The organism is Actinomyces sp. B33 (assembly GCF_028437565.1).
GTDB lineage: Bacteria > Actinomycetota > Actinomycetes > Actinomycetales > Actinomycetaceae > Pauljensenia.
Genome location: NZ_JAMRYR010000003.1, coordinates 202,677 through 222,025 on the forward strand (window position 1 = coordinate 202,677; position 19,349 = coordinate 222,025).

Consider the following 19,349-nt stretch of genomic DNA (forward strand, 5'->3'; position numbering starts at 1 on the left):
CATGATGATTCTGGACGCCGATTGGGCCATCCGCTGGATGATGGCGGCCCGTCAGGAGGTCGCCGCGCAACGCGACTACCTCATCGACCTCGATCGCCGGATCGGCGACGGCGATCACGGGGAGAACCTCGATCGGGGCTTCTGCCGGGTCGGCGCCGTCCTCGAGGCGGACCCCCCGTCGAGTGTCCAGGGCGTCCTCACAGTCGTTGCGAAGACCCTGATGTCGACCGTCGGCGGGGCCGCCGGCCCCCTCTACGGGACGGCGTTCCTGCGGGCGGCGAAATCCTGCGCCGTCGAGCCCCTGACGGGCGCCGGCGTCGCCGACCTCATCGCCGCCGCCCTCGAGGGCATCCAGGCCCGGGGCAAGGCCGAGCGCGGGGAGAAGACGATGGTCGACGCGTGGGGCCCGGCCGCGGACGCGGCCCGGGCCGCCGCGGACGCCGGGTTGGACGGGCCCGCGGTCCTGCGGGCCGCGGCCGACGCCGCCGAGGAGGGCGCTCGGGCGACCGAGCCGATGAAGGCGACGAAGGGGCGGGCCTCCTACCTGGGGGAGCGCTCGATCGGGCACCTCGACCCGGGATCGGCGTCCTCGGCGATGATCCTCGTCCAGGCCGCGCGGGCCGCGGAGGAGCACCGATGATCAAGGTCGCGTTCGTCATCGTCTCCCACTCCGAGCCGCTGGCCCGAGGGCTCGCCGAGTTGGCCGCCCAAATGGCCCCGGACGTCCATTTCGAGGCCGCCGGCGGCACCGACGACGGCGGGCTGGGCACGTCCTACGACAGGATCGAGTCGGCCGTCGACCGCGCGCTCGCAGCGGTCGACGACGGTCCGGGCTGCGGCGTCGTCGTGTCCACCGACCTGGGGTCGGCGACGATGACGGCCGATGCCGTCGTCGAGATCCACGACGAGGCCGGGCGGATCGCCCTCGTCGATGCGCCCATCGTCGAGGGGACCATCGCCGCCGCCGTGCGCGCTCAGCTCGGCGACCCGTTGAAGGCGGTCGCCGCGGCCGCGACGAGCGCCTGGATGTCGAGGATCGACGGCGAGGGGGCCGACGGCCCCGACGGCGCGGCCGATCCCCAGGACCCGGCTCAGGAGGAGGCGACCCGGCCGTCGTCGCCCGACGGGCAGGTGCGCGCCGACGCGGTGGTCGCCGACCCGGTGGGGCTGCACGCCCGCCCGGCCGCCCTCCTGGCCAGGCTCGCGGGGACCTTCGACGCCCAGATCACCGTCGATGGGGCGGACGCCGCGTCGGTGCTGGAGATCATGGCGCTCGGCGTCCCCCAGGGGCGCACCGTGTCGGTCGTCGCCACGGGCAACGAGGCGTCGGAGGCGGTCGCGGCTCTCGTCGACATGCTCGAGGGGCGGACCCCCTGACGGGCCGCTCGGCGTCGGATCGGGAGGAACCGATTCCCCACCGCGAATTGTTACGCGCGTCTCAAAAGCGCGGCTGGGGCCGGATCGGGGCCCGGGACGTTTATCCTAATGATCCTCACCCATCGATGGATCTTCAGAGAGGACGACCCGCATGCCCCAGCACCTGCCAGATGACGCTCCGGAGCGCACCCTGATCCTCGTCAAGCCGGACGGGGTCGCCCGCGGCCTCACTGGCGAGATCCTGCGCCGCATCGAGGCCAAGGGCTACGTGCTCAAGGGGCTCCGGCTCGAAGTGGCCCCGCGCGAGACCCTCGAGCAGCACTACGCCGAGCACCGGGGGCGCCCGTTCTACGAGGGGCTCGTCTCCTTCATGGGATCCGGTCCGCTGGTCGCCGCCCTCGTCGAGGGCGAGCGCGTCGTCGAGGGGATGCGCGTCCTCATGGGGTCGACCGACCCGACGCTCGCGCCTGCCGGCACGATCCGCGGCGACCTCGGGCGCGCGTGGGACACCCCGCACATGGAGAACCTCATCCACGGCTCCGATTCGGTCGAATCCGCGCGGCGCGAGATCGCCCTGTGGTTCCCCGAGGCCGACTGACCCGGCTCGACGACGGCCCGTCGCCGAGCCCTCGGGGCCCCGGCGGCGGGTTTTCGCCGCGCCCAAGCCGTATCCTGGGCCCGTGCACCTCAAGACCCTGACGCTGCGAGGATTCAAATCCTTCGCCGGCGCGACGACCCTCCGCCTGGAGCCGGGGATCACCTGCGTCGTCGGCCCCAACGGGTCGGGCAAGTCGAACGTCGTCGACGCCCTCGCCTGGGTCATGGGGGAGCAGGGCGCGAAGACCCTGCGCGGCGGCCAGATGGCCGACGTGATCTTCGCCGGGACGAGCGGCCGGGCGCCCCTGGGCCGCGCCCAGGTGGACTTGACGATCGACAACTCCGACGGGGTCCTCGACATCGACTACTCCGAGGTGACGATCAGTCGGACCCTCTTCCGCGGGGGCGGCTCGGAGTACCGGATCAACGGGGCGCCCGCGCGCCTCCTCGACGTCCAGGAGCTCCTGTCGGACACCGGCATGGGCCGCCAGATGCACGTCATCGTCGGGCAGGGCCAGCTCGACGCGATCCTCTCGTCCACCCCCGAGGAGCGCCGGGGCTTCATCGAGGAGGCCGCCGGCGTCCTCAAGCACCGGCGGCGCAAGGAACGGGCCCTGCGCAAGCTCGCCGACATGGACGCCAACCTCGTCCGCGTTCTCGACCTCACCGAGGAGATCCGCCGACAACTCGGCCCCCTCGCCCGCCAGGCGAAGACCGCCCGGCGCGCCTCGCTGATCCAGGCGCGCGTGCGCGACGCCCGCGCCCGCCTCCTCGCCGACGACCTCGTGACCACCGGCGAGCAGCTCGCCTCCCAGACCGCCGACGACCGGGCCCTCGCCGAGCGCCGCGCCGCCCTCGAAGAAAGGATCGCCGCCGCCCGCGCCGACCTCGCCCGGATCGAGGCCGCCGAGGCCGCCGCATCGCCCCGCGCCGACGAGGCGATGCGCGCCTGGCAGGAACTGACGACCCTCCACGAGCGCCTCAAGGGCACGAGGATGGCCGCCGAGGAGAGGATCGCCCTGCGCTCGCGCCCCGAACCCGAATCGGAGGGCGAGGACCCGGAGGAGCTCGACCGGCGAGCCCAGGAGTCCTCCGACGAGGACGTCCGCCTCGCCGAGGAGGTCGAGGCGGCGCGCACCGCCCTGGCCGAGCAGACCCGCGCGCGCGAGCGCCTCGAGGAGGCCGACGCCGCCGCGAACGCCGACCTCGCCCGCGTCAACCGCGACATCGCCGACCGACGCGAGCAGATCGCGCGCCTGACCGGAGACGTGTCCTCCGCGGTGTCCCGCCACGAGGCCGCCGTCGCCGAGGCCGAGCGGGCCGGCGGGGCCGCCGCCGAGGCTCGCGCCCGCGCCGCGTCCGCCCAGGCGCAGGCCGACGCGACGGCCGCGCCCGACGACGAGGGCGCCGATGAGGGCAGCGCGGCCGCGGCCCACGCGGCCGCCACCGCCGCCAGGGACGCCGCCCGGGCGCGCGTCGACGAACTCCTGGGCGCCGAGCGCGCCGCCCGCGCCGACCGCTCCCACTGGGAGGCCCGGCGCGACACCCTCGCCCAATCGCTCGCCCCGGAGGACGCGACCGCCGACCTGCTCGGCGGTCCCGGCGCCATCGACCAGGTCGCGGCCCTCCTGCGGGCCCAGACCGGGTTCGAGGACGCGATCGCCGCGCTCATCGCGCCCTTCTCGGATGCGGTCGCCGTCGAATCCGATGCGGCGGCCCGAGCGAACCTCGCGCACGCGCGGAAGCGCGGCTCGGGGATGATCCGCATGGTCGTCGCCTCCCCGTCGGACCGCCCCGGGACGGGATCCGACGGCGCGCGACGAAGGGGTCTGCCCGGGGCGGCCGTGTGGGCGCGGGACGCCGTCGAGCTCGACCCGCGCCTCGACGCCGCCCTCGCCGACCTCCTCGACGGGGCCGTCGTCGTCGACGACCTCGACGGGGCCGCGGGGCTCGCGGACCGCGACGACGTCACGGCGATCGTCACCCGCCGGGGGGATGTGCTGCGCCGGGGGCGCATCACCGGCTCCGGCGTCGAGGCGGCGTCGATCCTGACCCTGCGGGCCCGCTACGACGAGGCCCGCGACGGCGCCGACGGGGCCGCGGACCGTCAGCGCGCCGTCGAGGCCGACCTGGAGGAGGCCAGCGCCGCCCTCGACGCCGCGATCAGGGCCGCCAACGAGGCGCTGCGGGCCCTGCGCGACGAGGACGCCCAACGCGCCCGAGCCGCCCAGGAGTCCGCTCGCGCGCACTCCGCGGCCGCCGCCGCCCAGGGCGAGGCCGAGCGCGCCGAGGCGATCGCCGCCCGCGCCGCCGAGCAGGTCGAGTGGACGCGGGCCCAGGTCGACGACGCGCGCGCCCGGCTCGACGCCGCCGACGGGCTCGACGCCGGCGAGGACCTCGACGCCGCGGAGACGGCCGCGCGCCGGGCCTCCGCGGCCGCGCGCGCCGCACGCGAGGAGGAGACCTCGATGCGCCTGGCCCTGCGGGCCCTCGAGGAGCAGTCCCGTCAGGTTCAGGGGCGCGCCCGCTCCCTGCGCCAGGCGGCGGCCCGGGAGCGCGAGGAGCGCCGCCAACGGGCCCGGCGCGAGGCCCGGCGCCGAGCCGAGCTGGCCGTCGCCGAAGAGGTCGCGGCCGGCGCCGGCCTCGCCCTCGACGCGGCCTCCCGGGCCCTGGCCGACGCCGAGGCGGAGCGCCGGTCCGCCCAGGAGGAGCGGGCCAGGGCCTCGACGGCGATCGCTGACGCGCGCCGCTCGATCGACGCGATGAACGTCGAGCTCGCAGAGCTCACCTCCGCGTCTCACCGCGATGAGATCGCCCGCGCGCAGACGCAGATGCGACTCGACCAGCTGCGCCAGCGCAGCCTCGACGACCTGTCGATGGAGGCCGACGCCCTTGTCGAGGAGTACGGCCCGCACCTGCTCGTCCCCGTCCTGCCCAACGACCCCGACGCCGACCCCGATGAGGCGCCGGACCCGGTCGCCTACGTCCGCGCCGAGCAGGAGAGGGCCCTCGAGGCTGCGATGAGGGACCTCGAGCGCCTCGGCCGCGTCAACCCCCTGGCCCTGGAGGAGCACGCGGCGTTGGCCAAGCGCCACGAGTTCCTCGTCTCGCAGGTCGGCGACCTGAAGAAGTCGAAGGCCGACCTCCTGAGGATCGTCGAGGACGTCGACCGGCTCGTCGAGGAGGCCTTCGCCTCGGCGTTCCGCGACACCCGAGAGCAGTTCGCCCACACCTTCGAGGTCCTCTTCCCCGGCGGGCAGGGCGACCTCGTCCTCACGGACCCGGACTCGATGCTGACGACGGGCATCGAGATCGAGGCCCGACCCGCGGGCAAGAAGGTCAAGAGGCTGTCGCTGCTGTCGGGAGGCGAGCGCTCGTTGGCGGCGATCGCGTTCCTCGTGGCGATCTTCAAGGCCCGGCCCTCGCCGTTCTACGTCATGGACGAGGTGGAGGCCGCTCTCGACGACATCAACTTGGGGAGGCTGCTGGCGATCTTCCAGGAGCTCCAGGAGGAGTCTCAGCTCATCGTCATCACCCATCAGAAGCGGACGATGGAGATCGCGGACGCGCTGTACGGGGTGACGATGCGCGCGGGGGTGACGACGGTGGTCTCCCAGCGCCTCGACGCGTGAGGCCCGGGCGCGGTCCGGTGCCGGTCGGATCGGCGAGGGCGGACGGGACGCTTCCGGGACGATCCTGCCCGCGATATAATTGTTAACAATGTTGATCGATAGTTGATCGACACGGGTTCGAGCTCGACTCGCACGGAGGCCGTCGACGACCACCCTGCCCGCCGACCCGCCCCACGCCCCGCCCCATCAACCGAGAACGGAACCCAGGGAAGATGCCCCAGACCCTGAACGTCTACATCGCGCGCCTCCTGACCGACAACGTCCAGGAGCGCCTCGCCTCCATCGACGACGTCGTCTTCGACGTCGGGCGGATCGAACCGCCGAGCCGCGAGGAGCTCCTGACCCGCGTCGCCGGCAAGGACGCGGCGATCGTCACCCTGACCGAGAGGATCGACGAGGAGTTCTTCCAGGCCGCCGGTCCCCGGCTCAAAGTCGTCGCCAACGTCGCCGTCGGCTACGACAACATCGACGTCGAGGCCGCCGCCCGCCACGGCGTCGTCGTCACCAACACCCCCGGCGTCCTCGACGGGGCGACCGCCGACCACACCTTCGCCCTGATCCTCGCCGTGTGCCGCAGGATCGTCGAGGCCGACGCGTTCGTCAACGAGGGGACCGAATGGATCTGGGGCCCGAGGATGTTCGTCGGGCTCGACGTGTCGGCCGGGGCGACCCTGGGGATCATCGGCTTCGGGCGCATCGGCCAGGCTGTCGCCGCCCGCGCCGCGGCCTTCGACATGAAGGTCGTCGCCGCCGACGCGACCCGCGCGGTCGGCGACGTCGTCGAGGGCGTCGAGATCGTCTCCCAGGACGACCTGCTCGCCCAGTCCGACGTCGTCTCCCTCCACGTCCCCCTCCTGGAATCGACCCGCCATCTGATGAACGCCGAGACCATTGCGAAGATGAAGAAGGGCGCGTACCTCATCAACTGCGCGCGCGGCGGGGTCGTCGACGAGCAGGCGCTCATCGACGCCATCGACTCCGGCCATCTGCGCGGGGCCGGCATCGACACCTTCGAGGGGGAGCCGACGATCAACCCCGGGCTCAAGGCCCGCCCGCAGATCGTGTGCACCCCGCACACGGCATCCGCCGGCGAGGCGACCCGCGACCGGATGGGGGACCTCGCCGTCGACAACGTCATCGCCGTCCTGCGCGGCCAAGAGGCGCTGACGCCCGTGCGCTGACGCCCGCGACCTCCCGATATGCGCGAGGGGGCGGGACCATGCGGTCCCGCCCCCTCGGATTGCCGGAGGACGAGGTCAGCCGACCTCGTCGGCGATGAGCAGATGCCGCTCGTCGAGGACGTCGAGGGCCGAGCCGACCATCGCCTCGAGATGACGATTCGCATGGTGGGCGCAGAAGAAGAGCCGGCCCCCGGACGCGAGGGTCACGCGCACCCACGCTCGCGCGCCGCACTGATCGCAGCGATCGGCGGCGGTCAGGACCGGTTCGGCGGTCGTCGGACGTTCCAGGGTCAGTGCGTTCATACCCTCATCACACACCATTGACGGCTCCCGCGCACGGCGCGACCGCCGATGTTCACCCGCGGCGCAATCCGCCCCCGCCCGGACCCTCCCCGCAGGATCAGCGCCCTTGTGCCGAGCCTCCCGCCCGGCCCTCGCCTCGTCCCCTCGCGCAGGACAGCGGCGCGCCCGACGGGGCGTCGGGCCCGGGGCCGCGGTCAATCGTCCCGGCCCCGGCGGGGCCTGGGGCATCGGGGCCCGCGGTATCCCTACAATGCCCGGGTGAGTCCTGCCGCCGTTCCCGCTTCCGACTACTCCGCCCGCCACCTCTCGGTCCTCGAAGGGCTCGAAGCCGTGCGCAAGCGCCCCGGCATGTACATCGGGTCCACCGACCACCGCGGACTCATGCACTGCCTGTGGGAGATCATCGACAACGCCGTCGACGAGGCCCTCGAAGGGCACTGCGACACCATCGACGTGCGCCTCCACCCCGACCACTCCGCCTCCGTGTCCGACAACGGCCGCGGGATCCCCGTCGACGAGGTCCCCGGGGTCGGCCTGTCCGGCGTCGAGGTCGTCTTCACCAAGCTCCACGCCGGCGGCAAATTCGGGGGAGGCTCCTACGCCGCCTCCGGCGGCCTCCACGGCGTCGGCGCCTCCGTCGTCAACGCCCTGTCGGCCCGCATGGACGTCGAGGTCGACCGCGGGTCCAAGACCTGGCAGATGTGCTTCCGGCGCGGCGAGCCCGGAGAATTCGACGACACCCGCCAGCGCACCCCGAATTCGCCCTTCACCCCCTTTACCGACTCCTCCAGGCTCAGGACCGTCGCCAAGGTGAAGAAGGCGACGACCGGGACGCGAGTGCGATTCTGGGCGGACTTCCAGATCTTCCCCGCCGACGAGGGCTTCTCGTGGGAGACGCTGCTCGCCCGGGCCCGGCAGACCGCGTTCCTCGTCCCGGGGCTGACGATCAACTGCTGGGACGAGCGCGGAGACACGGAAGCCCACGAGTCCTTCCGCTTCGATGGCGGAGTCGTCGACTTCGCGAACTGGCTGGCCCCCGACGGCCCGGTCACGGACACCTGGCGCATCACCGGTCAGGGCTCCTACACCGAGACCGTCCAGGCCCTCGACCCCGACACCGGCCACCTGACCCCCACCGAGGTCGAGCGCACCTGCGAGGTCGACTGCGCGCTGCGCTGGGGCATCGGCTACGAGACGAACGTCCAATCCTTCGTCAACATCATCGCCACCCCCAAGGGGGGCACCCACGTCGCAGGCTTCGAGCAGGCCGTCCTCAAGGTCCTGCGCGCGCAGATCGACAAGAACGCCCGCAAGCTCAAGGTCGGGGCCAAGGACGGGCGGCCCGAGAAAGAGGACGTCCAGGCCGGCATGACGGCCGTCGTCACCGTGCGCTTCCCCGAACCCCAATTCGAGGGGCAGACGAAGGAGGTCCTGGGCACCCCGCAGGTGCGCGCCGTCGTCGCCCGCGTCGTCTCCGACTGGCTGGCGGCGAAGTTCTCCTCCTCCAAGCGCGACGACAAGCAGCAGACCTCCCTTCTGATGGAGAAGGTCGTCGGCGAGATGAAGGCCCGTGTTTCGGCCAGGATCCACAAGGAGATCTCCCGCAAGAAGAACGCGCTGGAGACCTCCTCCCTGCCCGCCAAACTCGCCGACTGCCGGATGGAGGACGCCTGGAACACCGAGTTGTTCATCGTCGAGGGCGACTCCGCGCTGGGGACCGCCAAGGCCGCCCGTAACAGCCAGTACCAGGCGCTCTTCCCGATCCGCGGGAAGATCCTCAACGTCCAGAAGTCCTCGACCGCGGACATGCTCGCCAACGCCGAGTGCGCGAACATCATCCAGGTCATCGGCGCCGGTTCGGGGCGCACCTTCGACCTCGACTCGGCCCGCTACGGCAAGGTGATCCTCATGACGGACGCCGACGTCGACGGCGCCCACATCCGCACCCTCCTGCTCACCCTGTTCTTCCGCTACATGCGGCCCATGGTCGAGGCCGGGCGCGTCTACGCGGCCGTCCCGCCCCTGCACCGCATCGAGGTCGCCGGCAAGGGGCGGCGGGCCCGGGAGTTCGTGTACACGTACTCCGAGGAGGAGCTCCACCGCACGCTGGCGTCCCTGCGCAAGTCGGGCCGCACGTGGAAGGAGCCGATCCAGCGCTACAAGGGCCTGGGCGAGATGGACGCCGATCAGCTGGCCGAGACGACGATGGACCGGGCCCACCGGTCGCTGCGCCGGATCACCCTGGCCGACGAGGAGGCCCTGCGGCGGGCCGAGGACGTGTTCGAACTGCTCATGGGATCGGTCGTCGGCCCTCGGCGCGACTTCATCGTCGAGGGGTCGGCGGCCCTCGACCGCGAGAGGATTGACGCCTGAGGACGCCCGCTGGCGGGCCCCGCCTCCCGGGAGCCCGACGCATATGTGACCTTGGGCCCGGTCTGCCCGTATCATGTGACGCATGACAGGACTTGCCGAGCGACTCGCGCCGCCCGAGTCCGTCCCATACCCGGGGGAGCATCTGGGACTGCGATGGCGGACGTTCACCGCGTCCGACGCGCCGGCCGTCTTCGACCTCATCCGATCGGTCGAGCACGCCGACTCGTCGTTCCGGCGCACCGGGGCCGGCGAGATCGCCGACATGATCGAGGGGCGCTTCGGGCGCGACTGGGTCGACACGATCATCGGCCTGGACGCCGACAGGCGGATCTGCGCCGTCGGGATTGTCAGGGTCCTGAGGGCGGTCGACGACGGGGCCCACGCCGTCATCAACGCCTTCATCCACCCCCATTGGCGGGGCCGGGGGATCGGACGGGCCCTCCTGTACTGGCAGGACGGACGCGCCCGGCAGATGCTCGTCGAGGCCTTCGGCGGCCAGTCCCCGATCCCCGCGTCCATCGCGAACTTCGTCGACGCCCACATGACGGACCGGCGCCGCCTGTACATCGCCGCGGGCTTCTACGCCAAGCGGACCTTCCAGGTGATGTACCGCGAACTGACCGGCGGGGAGATCATGCCCCAGGCTCGCCACGGCTACCGCGTCGTCGGATGGGACGACGCCCCCATCGACCGTGTCCGCGATATCCACCTGCGGGCCTTCCGCGATCACTTCCACTCGCAGATGAGCCCGGTGTGGTGGGACGAGGCGATGAACGAGCTCGACCCGCGCTGGTCGTTCATCGCGCTGTCTCCCGAGGGCGAGCCCGTCGGCTACTGCTTGACGGGGCGGCCCGCCGACCGTTGGGCCGCGACCGGGCGGACCGAGGCCTACGTCTCGCTCCTGGGGGTCGACCGCGATCACCGGGGCAAATCCCTGGCGCGGGTCCTCCTGGAGTCCTCGGCAGCGGCCGCCGCGGCCAACGGCATGACGAGGATCGGCTTGGACGTCGACACGCTCAGCGCCTCGAACGCCCATGGCATCTACGAGCATCTCGGCTTCGTCGACGACCAGGCAGAGGTCTATTACACGATCGATCTGTGAAAGGGACGCCGTCATGAACGACTACGCGCCCCCGACCGGCGAGATCCCCCTGGCGGTGCGCGCCGGCGCCGCCGAATCGGTGCCCATGCCCGACAGCCACCACGGCGTCGTCTGGGAGGACCTGACCGAGGGGCACCTGTACGCGCTGACGTCCCTCCTGGCCCGCATCGAGGCGCAGGACAATCCGGCGTACCGCACGTCGCGCGACGAGGTCGCCGAGATGCTCGCGGACACGGCCCGATGGCGGGGGATCGCCGGATTCGCCACCCGCGGGATGGCCCAGGGGAGGATGGTGGCCTTCGCCCAGGTCGCGCTCCGCTTCCCCGGTCACGTCGAGTGCGTGTGCCAGGGCGGGGTCGATCCCGCGTTCCGGCGCGTCGGCCTGGGGGGGACGCTCGTCGACTGGCAGGAGGCGACGGCCCGCCAGATGCTCGCCGAGATCCCCGGTTCGCCGCGCGCCCAGATCGTCGCCCACGTCGAGGCCGGGCAGCACGACCTCGAGGAGCAGCTCAAATCCCGGGGCTTCCACTGGGCGAGGACCTACTACGAGCTGCGCGCCGACCTGGCGGACATCCCCGAGCCGCCGATGCTCGGACGGTACCTGTCGATCGAGCCGTGGGCCGACGAGTGGGAAGAGCCGGCTCGGCGCGCCGCGAACCTCCTCAACGAGCAGGAGTGGGGCAGGCCCCCGATCACCGAGGAGCAGTGGCTTCAGGGGCGCACCTCCTTCGCCCCCGAATGGTCCTTCGTCGCCGTCGACCGGCAGGGGGACCGGCCCCGCATCGCCGGGTTCCTCCTCGCCTCGCGCTACGAGCAGGACTGGGCGGCGCTGGGATGGAAGGAGGGCTACATCGACCAGATGGGGGTCCTCGAGGAGTGGCGGCTCACCCACGCGGTCGACGCCCTGATCCTCGCCTCGATGAGGGCCCAGGCGCGCGACGGCATGGATCGTATCGGCGCCGGCCTGGGCTCGGCGAACCGCTCGGGGGCGCTGGCCGTCTACGACTACCTGGGCTTTAGGACCCTCGGGCAGACGCGCCTGTACGCCATCGAGGTCTGAGCCCGGCGAGAGCCCGGGTCGCGCGGACGCCGGTCGGCACGACGTCGGCGTCCCGGACCGCGCCGACGGGGCCGCCCCTCAGCCGATGGAGGCGATGGCGAAGGTCAGGGGGGATCCGGAGCCGTCGCGGCGCTCGTCGAGATCCGGCAGCTCCACGGGCGCCCCATCCGCGGAGGCGGCCCGCGCCGGCGCCTGGCCGACCCACCCGATGTCGAGGCGGTCCTCCCCGCGCAGGAAGCGCTGAGCGCGCACCCCCTGGCCGCCGCGGCCCTTGGACGGGTAGAGGGCCAGGGGCGTGACCTTGGCCGTCGTCTGCCCGGTGCCGGGCAGCGCCCCCTCGGCGGCGGCGACCGTGACGACGACGGCCTCGTCGGGGGCGTCGACGACCCAGAAGCCGATGACGCAGGCCCCGTCGGAGACCTTGATGCCGGCCATGCCGCCGGCGGTGCGCCCCTGGGGTCGGACTTTGGCCGCCGGGGTGCGCAGGAGCTGGGCGTCCGACGTGAGGAACACGAGGTCGGAGGCGTCCGAGGAGGGGCCCGCGCCGACGAGCCGGTCGCCCTCGTCGAGGGAGATCACCTCCCATTCGTCGCGCTGGAGGACGTCGGGGCGCAGGCGCTTGACGACGCCTCGGGCCGTGCCCATCGCGATGACGGACTCCCCCTCGGGGTCGAGGAGGCCGACGGCCGGGGAGTCCGAGTGGAGGAGCAGGGAGGCGGGGGTGGCGGCCGCCAGGGACAGCCCCGTGTCGAAGCGGGGGAGGGCCGGCAGGGAGACGACGTCGATCCGGCGGGCCAGGCCGTCGGCGGTGATGACGGCGACCTGGGAGCGGGCCGTCGAGGGGAGCTGGGCTCGCCAGCCGTCGTGGGCGGCGCGGGGCCCGGCCTCGAGCGGGTCTCCGCCCTCGATGCGGGCCAGGGCCCCCGCGGCGGACAGGACGACGACGCACGGGTCGTCGGGGATCTGCAGATCCATCCCCTTGCCGGAGCGGGACACGGCGGGCAGGGCGGCGAGGGAGGCGTCCGAGCCCGCGACGTCGGCGGCGGCCTCGGCTCCCGTGGACGCCAGGAGGAGGGTGCGCCGCGGAGTGCCCAGGCGGGCGGACACGTCGGCGAGCTCCGTCTTGACGAGGGCGCGCAGCAGGTGGGGCTGGTCGAGGATCTCGCGCAGCTCGGCGATCCGGGCGGCCAGGTCGTCGCGCTCCGACTCCAGTTCGATCCGCGAGAATTTCGTCAGGCGGCGCAGGCGCAGTTCGAGGATGTAGGACGCCTGAGCCTCGGACAGGTCGAAGGCCGTCATCAGGCGGGCGCGGGCGGTCTCGGCGTCGTCGGAGGAGCGGATGATCGCGATGACGTCGTCGATGTCGAGGATCGCGACGAGGAGGCCCTCGACGAGGTGGAGCCGCTCCTCGTGGCGGGCGAGGCGATGCCGGCTGCGGCGGGTCGTCACGTCGATGCGGTGGTCGACGAAGACCCGGAGCATCTCCTTGAGGCCGAGGGTCTGCGGCTGGCCGTCGACGAGGGCGACCGCGTTGATCGAGAAGGAGTCCTCCAGGGGGGTGCGCTTGTAGAGCTGCTGGAGGACGGCCTCGGGGTTGAACCCGTTCTTCACCTCGATGACGAGGCGCAGCCCGTGGATGCGGTCCGTGTAGTTCTGGACGGCGGAGATCCCCTTGAGGCGCCCGGCCGACACGTTCTCCTTGATCTTCTCGATGACCTTCTCCGGGCCGACCATGTACGGCAGCTCGGTGACGACCAGGCCGGTCTTGCGCGCGGTGATCCGTTCGACGGCGACTTTCGCCCGGGTCCTGAAGGCGCCGCGCCCCGTCTCGTAGGCCTCCTTGATCCCGTCGAGGCCGACGATGACGCCGCCCTCGGGCAGGTCGGGGCCCGGGACGAATCGCATGAGGTCGGCGACCGAGGCGTCGGGGTGGTCGAGGAGGTGGATCGCGGCGGCGATCGTCTCGGCGAGGTTGTGCGGCGCGATGTTCGTCGCCATGCCCACGGCGATGCCGGAGGCGCCGTTGACGAGGAGCTGGGGGAAGGCCGCCGGCAGGACGTCGGGCTGCATGAACTGGTTGTCGTAGTTGGGGACGAAGTCGACGGTGTCCTCGTCCAGGCCCGTGACGAGGTCGAGGGCCGACGGGGCCATCCGCGCCTCGGTGTAGCGGGCCGCCGCCGGCCCGTCGTCGAGGGACCCGAAGTTGCCGTGCCCGTCGATCAGGGGGACGCGCAGGTTGAAGGGTTGGGCGAGGCGGACGAGGGCCTCGTAGATCGCGGAGTCTCCGTGGGGGTGGAGCTTGCCCATGACCTCGCCGACGACCCGCTGGGACTTGACGTGCCCGCGGTCGGGGCGCAGCCCCATCTGATCCATCTGGTAGAGGATGCGGCGCTGGACGGGCTTGAGGCCGTCACGGGCGTCGGGCAGGGCCCGGGCGTAGATGACGGAGACCGCATATTCGAGGAAGGACCCCTTCATCTCGGCGGAGACATCGATCTCGGAGATGTGCTCGTCCTCGGGCAGGTCGACGATCAGGTCCTTCTTCGGCATGATCGGCATTATCCCGAGCCTGGTGGAGCGGTTTCGACTCCCACGCCGCTCGACGGCACAATGGGTGGATGGACACATGGGAGAGGATCGAGCGGACGGGCTTCTACCCGCGGGTCGTCGCGCGGGCGCTCGCCCGGGCCCTCGCGGGGGACGAGCCGCTGGCGAGCGTGTGCCAGGTCGACGCGGCCTTCGACCGGGGCTCGGTCTTCCGCCACCTGACGGTAGCGGTCCTCACCGAGCGGAGCCTGATCCACGTCCACGTCGACGAGCTCGACGGCGGGGGAGCGGGCCTGGCGTCGTCGGTCCACCCGATCGGCAGGATCGGCGCCGTGTCGACGATGGAGGTCCTCGACGACCCGGAGGCCGACGGGTCGGTCAGCGAGCTGACGATCGCCATCGACCTGGGGGGCCAGCGCCGCACGGAGGTCGAGCCCGCCCAATGCGACGATCCCGAGTGCCCCGCCGATCACGGCTACACGGCCTCGTCCTTCCCCGACGACCTGACGCTGCGCGTGTCGGCGGCGGCCGACGGCCCCGACCTGCTCGCCGAGGCCGAGCGCTTCGTTGACGAACTGCGCCGGGTGATGGGAGGGGCCCGTGCGTGAACGGCCCGTCGGACTCGACCTGCCCGGCGCCGACCTGCCCGGCGCTGACGCGCTGCGCCTGACGGACGTCCTCCCGGCCGCCCTCGCCGTCCTCGACGGGGGACTGCCCGGCGCGGACGCGGCGGCCCGAGACGCCCTGGGGCTCGACGGCGGCGCCGACCAGCTCCTCGTGGTCCTCGTCGACGGCCTGGGCCTCGTCCCCCTGATGGACCGCCTCGGGCACGCGCCGGTCCTTCGGTCCCTGCGCGACGAGTTCCGGACGGCCCACACCGTCGCCCCGTCGACGACGGCGGCGGCGATCACCGCTTTCGGCACCGGCGCGTTCCCGGGCGCCACCCGGATGACCGGCTACTCGGTGCTCTACGACTACCGGGTGATGAACCTCCTCGCCTTCGAGGGCGGGCCCGTCGTCGAGGAATGGCAGGCGCTCCCGACGCTCTTCGAGGGGCTCGCGGGCGCGGGGGTCGACTCCGCGGTGGTCTCCCCGTCGAGCTTCGCCGGCTCGGGCCTGACCCGCGCGGCCCTGCGCGGGGCCCGGCACGTCGGCGCCCTGTCCCTCGACGACCGGTGCGACGCGGCTCTGCGGGAGCTGCGCGCGGGGACCCGGGTCGTCTACCTCTACTGGTCGCAGATCGACCACGTCGGCCATGCCCACGGCCTCGCCTCGCCCCAGTGGGAGGACGCCCTGGAGGAACTCGACGGGGCGATCGGCGCGTTGATCCGTCGGGCGGGCCCGCGCGTGCGAATGGTCCTGACCGCAGACCACGGGATGGTTGACGTCGCCGCCTCCGGCCTCATCGACGTCGCCGGGGACGCGGCGCTGTCCGACGGGGTGCTCGCCATCGCCGGGGAGACCCGCGCCGTCCACCTCCACGCGGAGCCGGGGCGCGCCGACGAGGTCGTCGCCCGGTGGCGGGAGGTCCTCGGCGAGCGCGCGTGGATCGTCGGATCGTCCGATCTGGCGGCCGTCCTGGGCGAGGGGCCGGGTGCCGATACGGTCGGCGACGCCCTCGTGTTCATGCGCGGGCGCCACGGGGTCGTCGATTCGCGGACCCAGTCGGCGCACTCGATCGCCATGCCCGGGGTGCACGGGTCGTTGACGTCCGACGAGATGCTGATCCCCGTGCTGCCCCTGACCTGAGGTGCGTCCGGTCGGGCCCGTCCGGGACGGCGCCGGACACGCGGGATGCCCGGGCCGACGTCTTTCGATCGGGCCGGTCGTCGGCCGGGCCGACTACTTGGGCTTGGACCCGAAGACGATCTCGTCCCAACTGGGGACCGACCGCCGCTTCGACTTCGCCTTCCTCGACGGCTCCTGCTCGTCGAGGTCCTCCATCCCGGGCAGGGCCCCCGTCCGGGGCTCGTCGATGACGCGGATCGAGGGGGCGGTCGCGGCGGGAGGGACCGGCGCAGCGGCGGGCCCCTCCACGGGATCCGGCTGGTCGTCGGCGCCGGCGGTTTCGGTGGGGTGCTCCGGCCGGGAGGGCGCGGAGGCGGTCAGCCAGAACGCGGTCGTGTCGCGGGAGGCCGGGGCCCTCTCGTCGTGGTCGTCCACAACGAGAGGCTCCTCCTTGGTCCGCGCGTGGGCCAGCGAGTAGATCCTCGCCGAGATCGACGAGGGCTCCGCCTCGGGGGAGGCGGGCTCCTCATCGACGGGCGCGGCCTCGTCCCGAGGGTCGTCGTCGAGGTCGTACTCGATCTCCTGGCGCTTGCCCCGGGCGGCGTTGAGCCGGTCGAGGATCGCTTCACGGGACCGGACCTCCTCGAGGTCGGCCTCGTCGCGCTCGGGCGCGGGCAGCGGGGTGAAGATCGAGGCGGCCGGCGTCTGCGAGACGGTCTCGGTGATCCACCGGGCCTCCTGGTCGACGGCCTCGAGGGCCCCCGACGCGGTGAACAGCCAGTGGGCGCCGTGCTCGGCCGCGCCCTGGACGAAGGTCAGGCAGATCTGCCAGGGGCCCGAGGCCTCGCGCTGGGCGCTCCATTCGAGGGAGTCGGGGGAGACGCCGCGGGCGGCGAGCCGGTCGATGACGAGGTCGCGCATCGTGGGCCCGTCGGACTCCTGGCCGATCCGCGTCGCCAGGGCGCGGGAGAGGGCGTAGTCCTTCTCGGCGGCGACCGGGGCCTCGAAGCGCTGGACATGGCGCAGCTCCATGCCGTGGCGCGAGGCGATGTCCTCGGGGGTCGCGCCGGCTCGCAGGAGGGCCTGGATCTCGCCGGGGCGCAGGACCGGTCGGGCGAGGTCGGGGGCGGCGTCGATCCTCGGGCGATCCCGGCGGACCGAGCCGCGCAGTTCGTCGGTGATCTGAACGCTGTACCGCTCCCCCTGGCGATCGGTGAGCACCAGGGTCTCACCGTCGCCGCCGATACCGAGCAGTTCGAGCTCGATCATGGACACCTCCTGGACGTCGTCATCGGAATCGTCTCAAATGAAGAGAGGCCTCGCTCGGTCTCGTCTCGCGTGTCCGCAATGTCGATGGCGCCACACCCCGTCAAGTGTTATCCTCCCTGCGCCGAGACCCGTAAGGGAGGGAACGACCATGGCCACCGATTACGACGCACCGCGTAAGAACGAGGACGATGTCGCCGAGGATTCCATCGAGGAGCTCAAGGCGCGTCGAAATGATGCCGGTTCCGCAGAGATCGAGGAGGACGAGAACGAGGCGGCGGAGAACTTCGAACTGCCCGGCGCCGACCTGTCCAAGGAGGAGTTGACGGTCCACGTCGTGCCCCGTCAGGACGACGAGTTCACGTGCTCGATGTGCTTCCTCGTCCACCACTCCTCCCAGATCGCTTACGTCGACGACGCGGGACTCCCCGTGTGCACCGAGTGCGCGGGCTGAGGCGAGAACATGTTCTCCCGGTCGAAGAGGAACCCCCCCGTTGACGAGGCACCCGTCGTCGAGACGAGGGCGCTGCCGACGCTGACGGACGACGACCCCGTGTGGTCGCGGCCCGGCCCGCGCACGATCCACGAGGTCGACCCCTCTTCCGGCTACGTCGACATGGGAGCGATCCGCATCCCCGCGATCCAGGGGATGCAGCTGCGCACCCAGGTCGCCGACGACCAGAAGACGGTCCTGCGGGTCCTCGTCGTCCTGGGGGCGTCCGGCATCCAGATGAGCGTCGCCGCGGCCCCCCGGTCCGGCGGCGTGTGGGACGAGCTGCGCGAGCAGATCCGCCAGTCGCTGGTGAGCGACGGGGCGACCGTCGAGGACGTCGACTCGCGCTACGGGCGCGAGCTGCTCGCCGACATCCCGGTGTCCATGCCCGACGGGCGCACCGCGACCTCGAAGATGCGGATCATCGGGCGAGAAGGCGACCGGTGGTTCTCCCGCATCGACGTCCTCGGACCCGCGGCCGTGTCCCCCGAGGCCGGGGCCGAGCTGGAGAAGGTCATCGACCGGATCGTCGTCGTGCGCGACGACCAGCCGCGCGCGCGCCTCGACCTCCTGCCGATCCACGTGCCCTCCGGAGCCGTCGAGGTCCCCGGTGCCTGACGATCAGCCCCGGTTCTCGCTGCTCGACCGCCTGTCCGACCTGTGGGGCAGCGACTCGAGGCTGGCCGACGAGGCCGAGGACGAGGACCGTTCGCGCCGCAACCGCGGGACGATCCCGATCGCCGAGGTCGCCGACCGCCAGCGCGTCACGCTCTTCGGGTCCCTCCTGTCGATGACGTTCCCCCCGGCGTCGGCCCCCGCCGTCCTCGTCGCGACCCTGTACGACGGGACCGGGTCCATCGAGTTGCGCTGGCCGGGTCGCACGCACATCCCGGGGCTGAGCGTCGGCGTCCACATCGAGGTCGAGGGCACCGCCGGCTTCCAGGGCGACCAGCTCGTCATCGTCAACCCCCTGTACCGAGTCGTCACCGCCGAGTCCGCATGAGCGCCCCCGAATCCCCCGAGAACGCGTCCCCGGGCCGGGCGGGCGCATGGACGAGGGTCCTCGACGAGGACTCGTTCTCGTGGCGGGACGCCGTCGGAGGGGCCCGCGGCGTCGTCGAAGCGGTCGCCCCCGGCCTCGTCTTCGTCGTCGCCTTCGTCGCGACTTCGCGACTGTGGCCGACGCTCATCGCCAGCGCGGCGGTCGCCCTCGTCGCCTGCGCGGTCCGCCTCGTCCAGCGCCAGCCGCTGACCCAGGCCCTGTCGGGCCTCGTCGGGGTCGGCATCGGCGTCGCATGGGCGGCCCTGTCCGGGCGGGGCGAGAACTACTTCACGTGGGGGCTCATCACGGCGACGGCCTTCCTCGCGGCCATCCTCGTATCGGTCCTCGTCGGCAGATCGGCGGCGTCGATCGGGGTGGGCCTCGCGTGGGAGCTGCCCGACGGGTGGAGGTCCGATCCGCGGATGCGCCCGCTCGTGCGCCGCTGCACGCAGGTGTCGCTCCTGTGGGCGGCGATGTTCGCGATCCGCCTGGGCATCCAGCTGCCCCTCTGGTGGGCGGGGATGGTCGCGGAGCTGGGGATCGCCAAACTGGTCCTCGGACTGCCCCTGTTCGCCCTGGCCTGCTGGGCGACGTGGGCGGGGTTGCGCCCCTTCGCCCCCGCGGCCGGGCGTCCGGGGCGCTGAGCGG

General features: G+C 72.6%; 17 protein-coding genes. 14 read left to right on the forward strand and 3 right to left on the reverse strand.

The genetic code is table 11. The features are described from left to right. Positions 1-4 precede the first annotated feature (4 nt). The 5 genes from dhaL (at position 5) to M3T53_RS05510 (ending at position 6,787) form a co-directional block, all read left to right on the forward strand. A complete protein-coding gene (gene dhaL / locus M3T53_RS05490; RefSeq protein WP_272433703.1) occupies positions 5-640 on the forward strand; it encodes a dihydroxyacetone kinase subunit DhaL in 636 nt (211 codons plus the stop codon). Beyond that, positions 637-1,377 carry a dihydroxyacetone kinase phosphoryl donor subunit DhaM gene (gene dhaM, locus M3T53_RS05495; RefSeq protein WP_272433475.1) on the forward strand — a complete coding sequence of 247 codons (741 nt, stop codon included), beginning with the start codon at positions 637-639 and terminating at the stop codon, positions 1,375-1,377. Before dhaL ends, dhaM begins: the two co-directional genes overlap by 4 nt. Before the next feature lie 151 nt (positions 1,378-1,528). Further along, positions 1,529-1,975 carry a nucleoside-diphosphate kinase gene (gene ndk / locus M3T53_RS05500; RefSeq protein ID WP_272433476.1) on the forward strand — a complete coding sequence of 149 codons (447 nt, stop codon included), beginning with the start codon at positions 1,529-1,531 and terminating at the stop codon, positions 1,973-1,975. 82 nt (positions 1,976-2,057) lie between these two features. Then, complete coding sequence (smc, locus tag M3T53_RS05505; RefSeq protein WP_272433477.1) at positions 2,058-5,606, forward strand: chromosome segregation protein SMC; 3,549 nt, start codon at positions 2,058-2,060, stop codon at positions 5,604-5,606. A gap of 212 nt (positions 5,607-5,818) precedes the next feature. After that, entirely contained in the window at positions 5,819-6,787 is a 969-nt protein-coding gene (locus M3T53_RS05510) for a 2-hydroxyacid dehydrogenase (RefSeq protein ID WP_272433478.1), read from the forward strand. Between the two features lie 75 nt (positions 6,788-6,862). Here the strand turns inward: M3T53_RS05510 and M3T53_RS05515 are convergent, their stop codons facing one another. After that, positions 6,863-7,090, reverse strand: a complete 228-nt coding sequence (locus M3T53_RS05515; protein ID WP_272433479.1) for a DUF7455 domain-containing protein — start codon at positions 7,088-7,090, stop codon at positions 6,863-6,865. 348 nt (positions 7,091-7,438) lie between these two features. On the opposite strand from M3T53_RS05515, the gene M3T53_RS05520 reads away from it, so the two are divergent. The 3 genes from M3T53_RS05520 (at position 7,439) to M3T53_RS05530 (ending at position 11,625) form a co-directional block, all read left to right on the forward strand. After that, on the forward strand, positions 7,439-9,463 hold the full coding sequence (locus tag M3T53_RS05520; RefSeq protein ID WP_272433704.1) for a DNA gyrase/topoisomerase IV subunit B: 2,025 nt from the start codon (positions 7,439-7,441) through the stop codon (positions 9,461-9,463). A gap of 82 nt (positions 9,464-9,545) precedes the next feature. Further along, positions 9,546-10,565 (forward strand): GNAT family N-acetyltransferase, encoded by a 1,020-nt coding sequence (locus tag M3T53_RS05525; RefSeq protein ID WP_272433480.1) that lies wholly within the window; start codon positions 9,546-9,548, stop codon positions 10,563-10,565. Positions 10,566-10,578: 13 nt separating this feature from the next. Continuing rightward, on the forward strand, positions 10,579-11,625 hold the full coding sequence (locus M3T53_RS05530; protein ID WP_272433481.1) for a GNAT family N-acetyltransferase: 1,047 nt from the start codon (positions 10,579-10,581) through the stop codon (positions 11,623-11,625). 78 nt (positions 11,626-11,703) lie between these two features. On the opposite strand, the gene M3T53_RS05535 is transcribed toward M3T53_RS05530, so the two are convergent. After that, on the reverse strand, positions 11,704-14,175 hold the full coding sequence (locus M3T53_RS05535; protein WP_272433482.1) for a DNA gyrase/topoisomerase IV subunit A: 2,472 nt from the start codon (positions 14,173-14,175) through the stop codon (positions 11,704-11,706). Positions 14,176-14,243: 68 nt separating this feature from the next. Here M3T53_RS05535 and M3T53_RS05540 point away from each other — a divergent pair, with 68 nt between their 5' ends. Next, positions 14,244-14,780, forward strand: coding sequence for a DUF5998 family protein (locus tag M3T53_RS05540; RefSeq protein ID WP_272433483.1), 537 nt, complete (start codon positions 14,244-14,246; stop codon positions 14,778-14,780). After that, positions 14,773-15,921, forward strand: coding sequence for an alkaline phosphatase family protein (locus M3T53_RS05545; protein WP_272433484.1), 1,149 nt, complete (start codon positions 14,773-14,775; stop codon positions 15,919-15,921). The genes M3T53_RS05540 and M3T53_RS05545 overlap by 8 nt, the downstream gene beginning before the upstream one ends. Positions 15,922-16,014: 93 nt before the next feature. Here M3T53_RS05545 and sepH read toward each other — a convergent pair whose 3' ends face one another. Then, the gene (sepH, locus tag M3T53_RS05550; protein WP_272433485.1) at positions 16,015-17,169 is read right to left on the reverse strand and encodes a septation protein SepH; all 1,155 of its coding nucleotides are present in this window, start codon (positions 17,167-17,169) and stop codon (positions 16,015-16,017) included. A 148-nt stretch (positions 17,170-17,317) separates the two neighbouring features. Between sepH and M3T53_RS05555 the strand changes: the two genes are divergently transcribed. From M3T53_RS05555 to M3T53_RS05570, 4 genes are read left to right on the forward strand one after another with little or no spacing between them, the layout of a single operon-like run. After that, a complete protein-coding gene (locus tag M3T53_RS05555; RefSeq protein ID WP_272433487.1) occupies positions 17,318-17,620 on the forward strand; it encodes a DUF4193 domain-containing protein in 303 nt (100 codons plus the stop codon). A gap of 9 nt (positions 17,621-17,629) precedes the next feature. Further along, a complete protein-coding gene (locus M3T53_RS05560; protein WP_272433488.1) occupies positions 17,630-18,277 on the forward strand; it encodes a DUF3710 domain-containing protein in 648 nt (215 codons plus the stop codon). After that, complete coding sequence (locus tag M3T53_RS05565) at positions 18,270-18,662, forward strand: DNA-binding protein (RefSeq protein WP_272433489.1); 393 nt, start codon at positions 18,270-18,272, stop codon at positions 18,660-18,662. The genes M3T53_RS05560 and M3T53_RS05565 overlap by 8 nt, the downstream gene beginning before the upstream one ends. Then, positions 18,659-19,345 carry a DUF3159 domain-containing protein gene (locus M3T53_RS05570; protein ID WP_272433490.1) on the forward strand — a complete coding sequence of 229 codons (687 nt, stop codon included), beginning with the start codon at positions 18,659-18,661 and terminating at the stop codon, positions 19,343-19,345. The genes M3T53_RS05565 and M3T53_RS05570 overlap by 4 nt, the downstream gene beginning before the upstream one ends. Positions 19,346-19,349 lie beyond the last annotated feature (4 nt).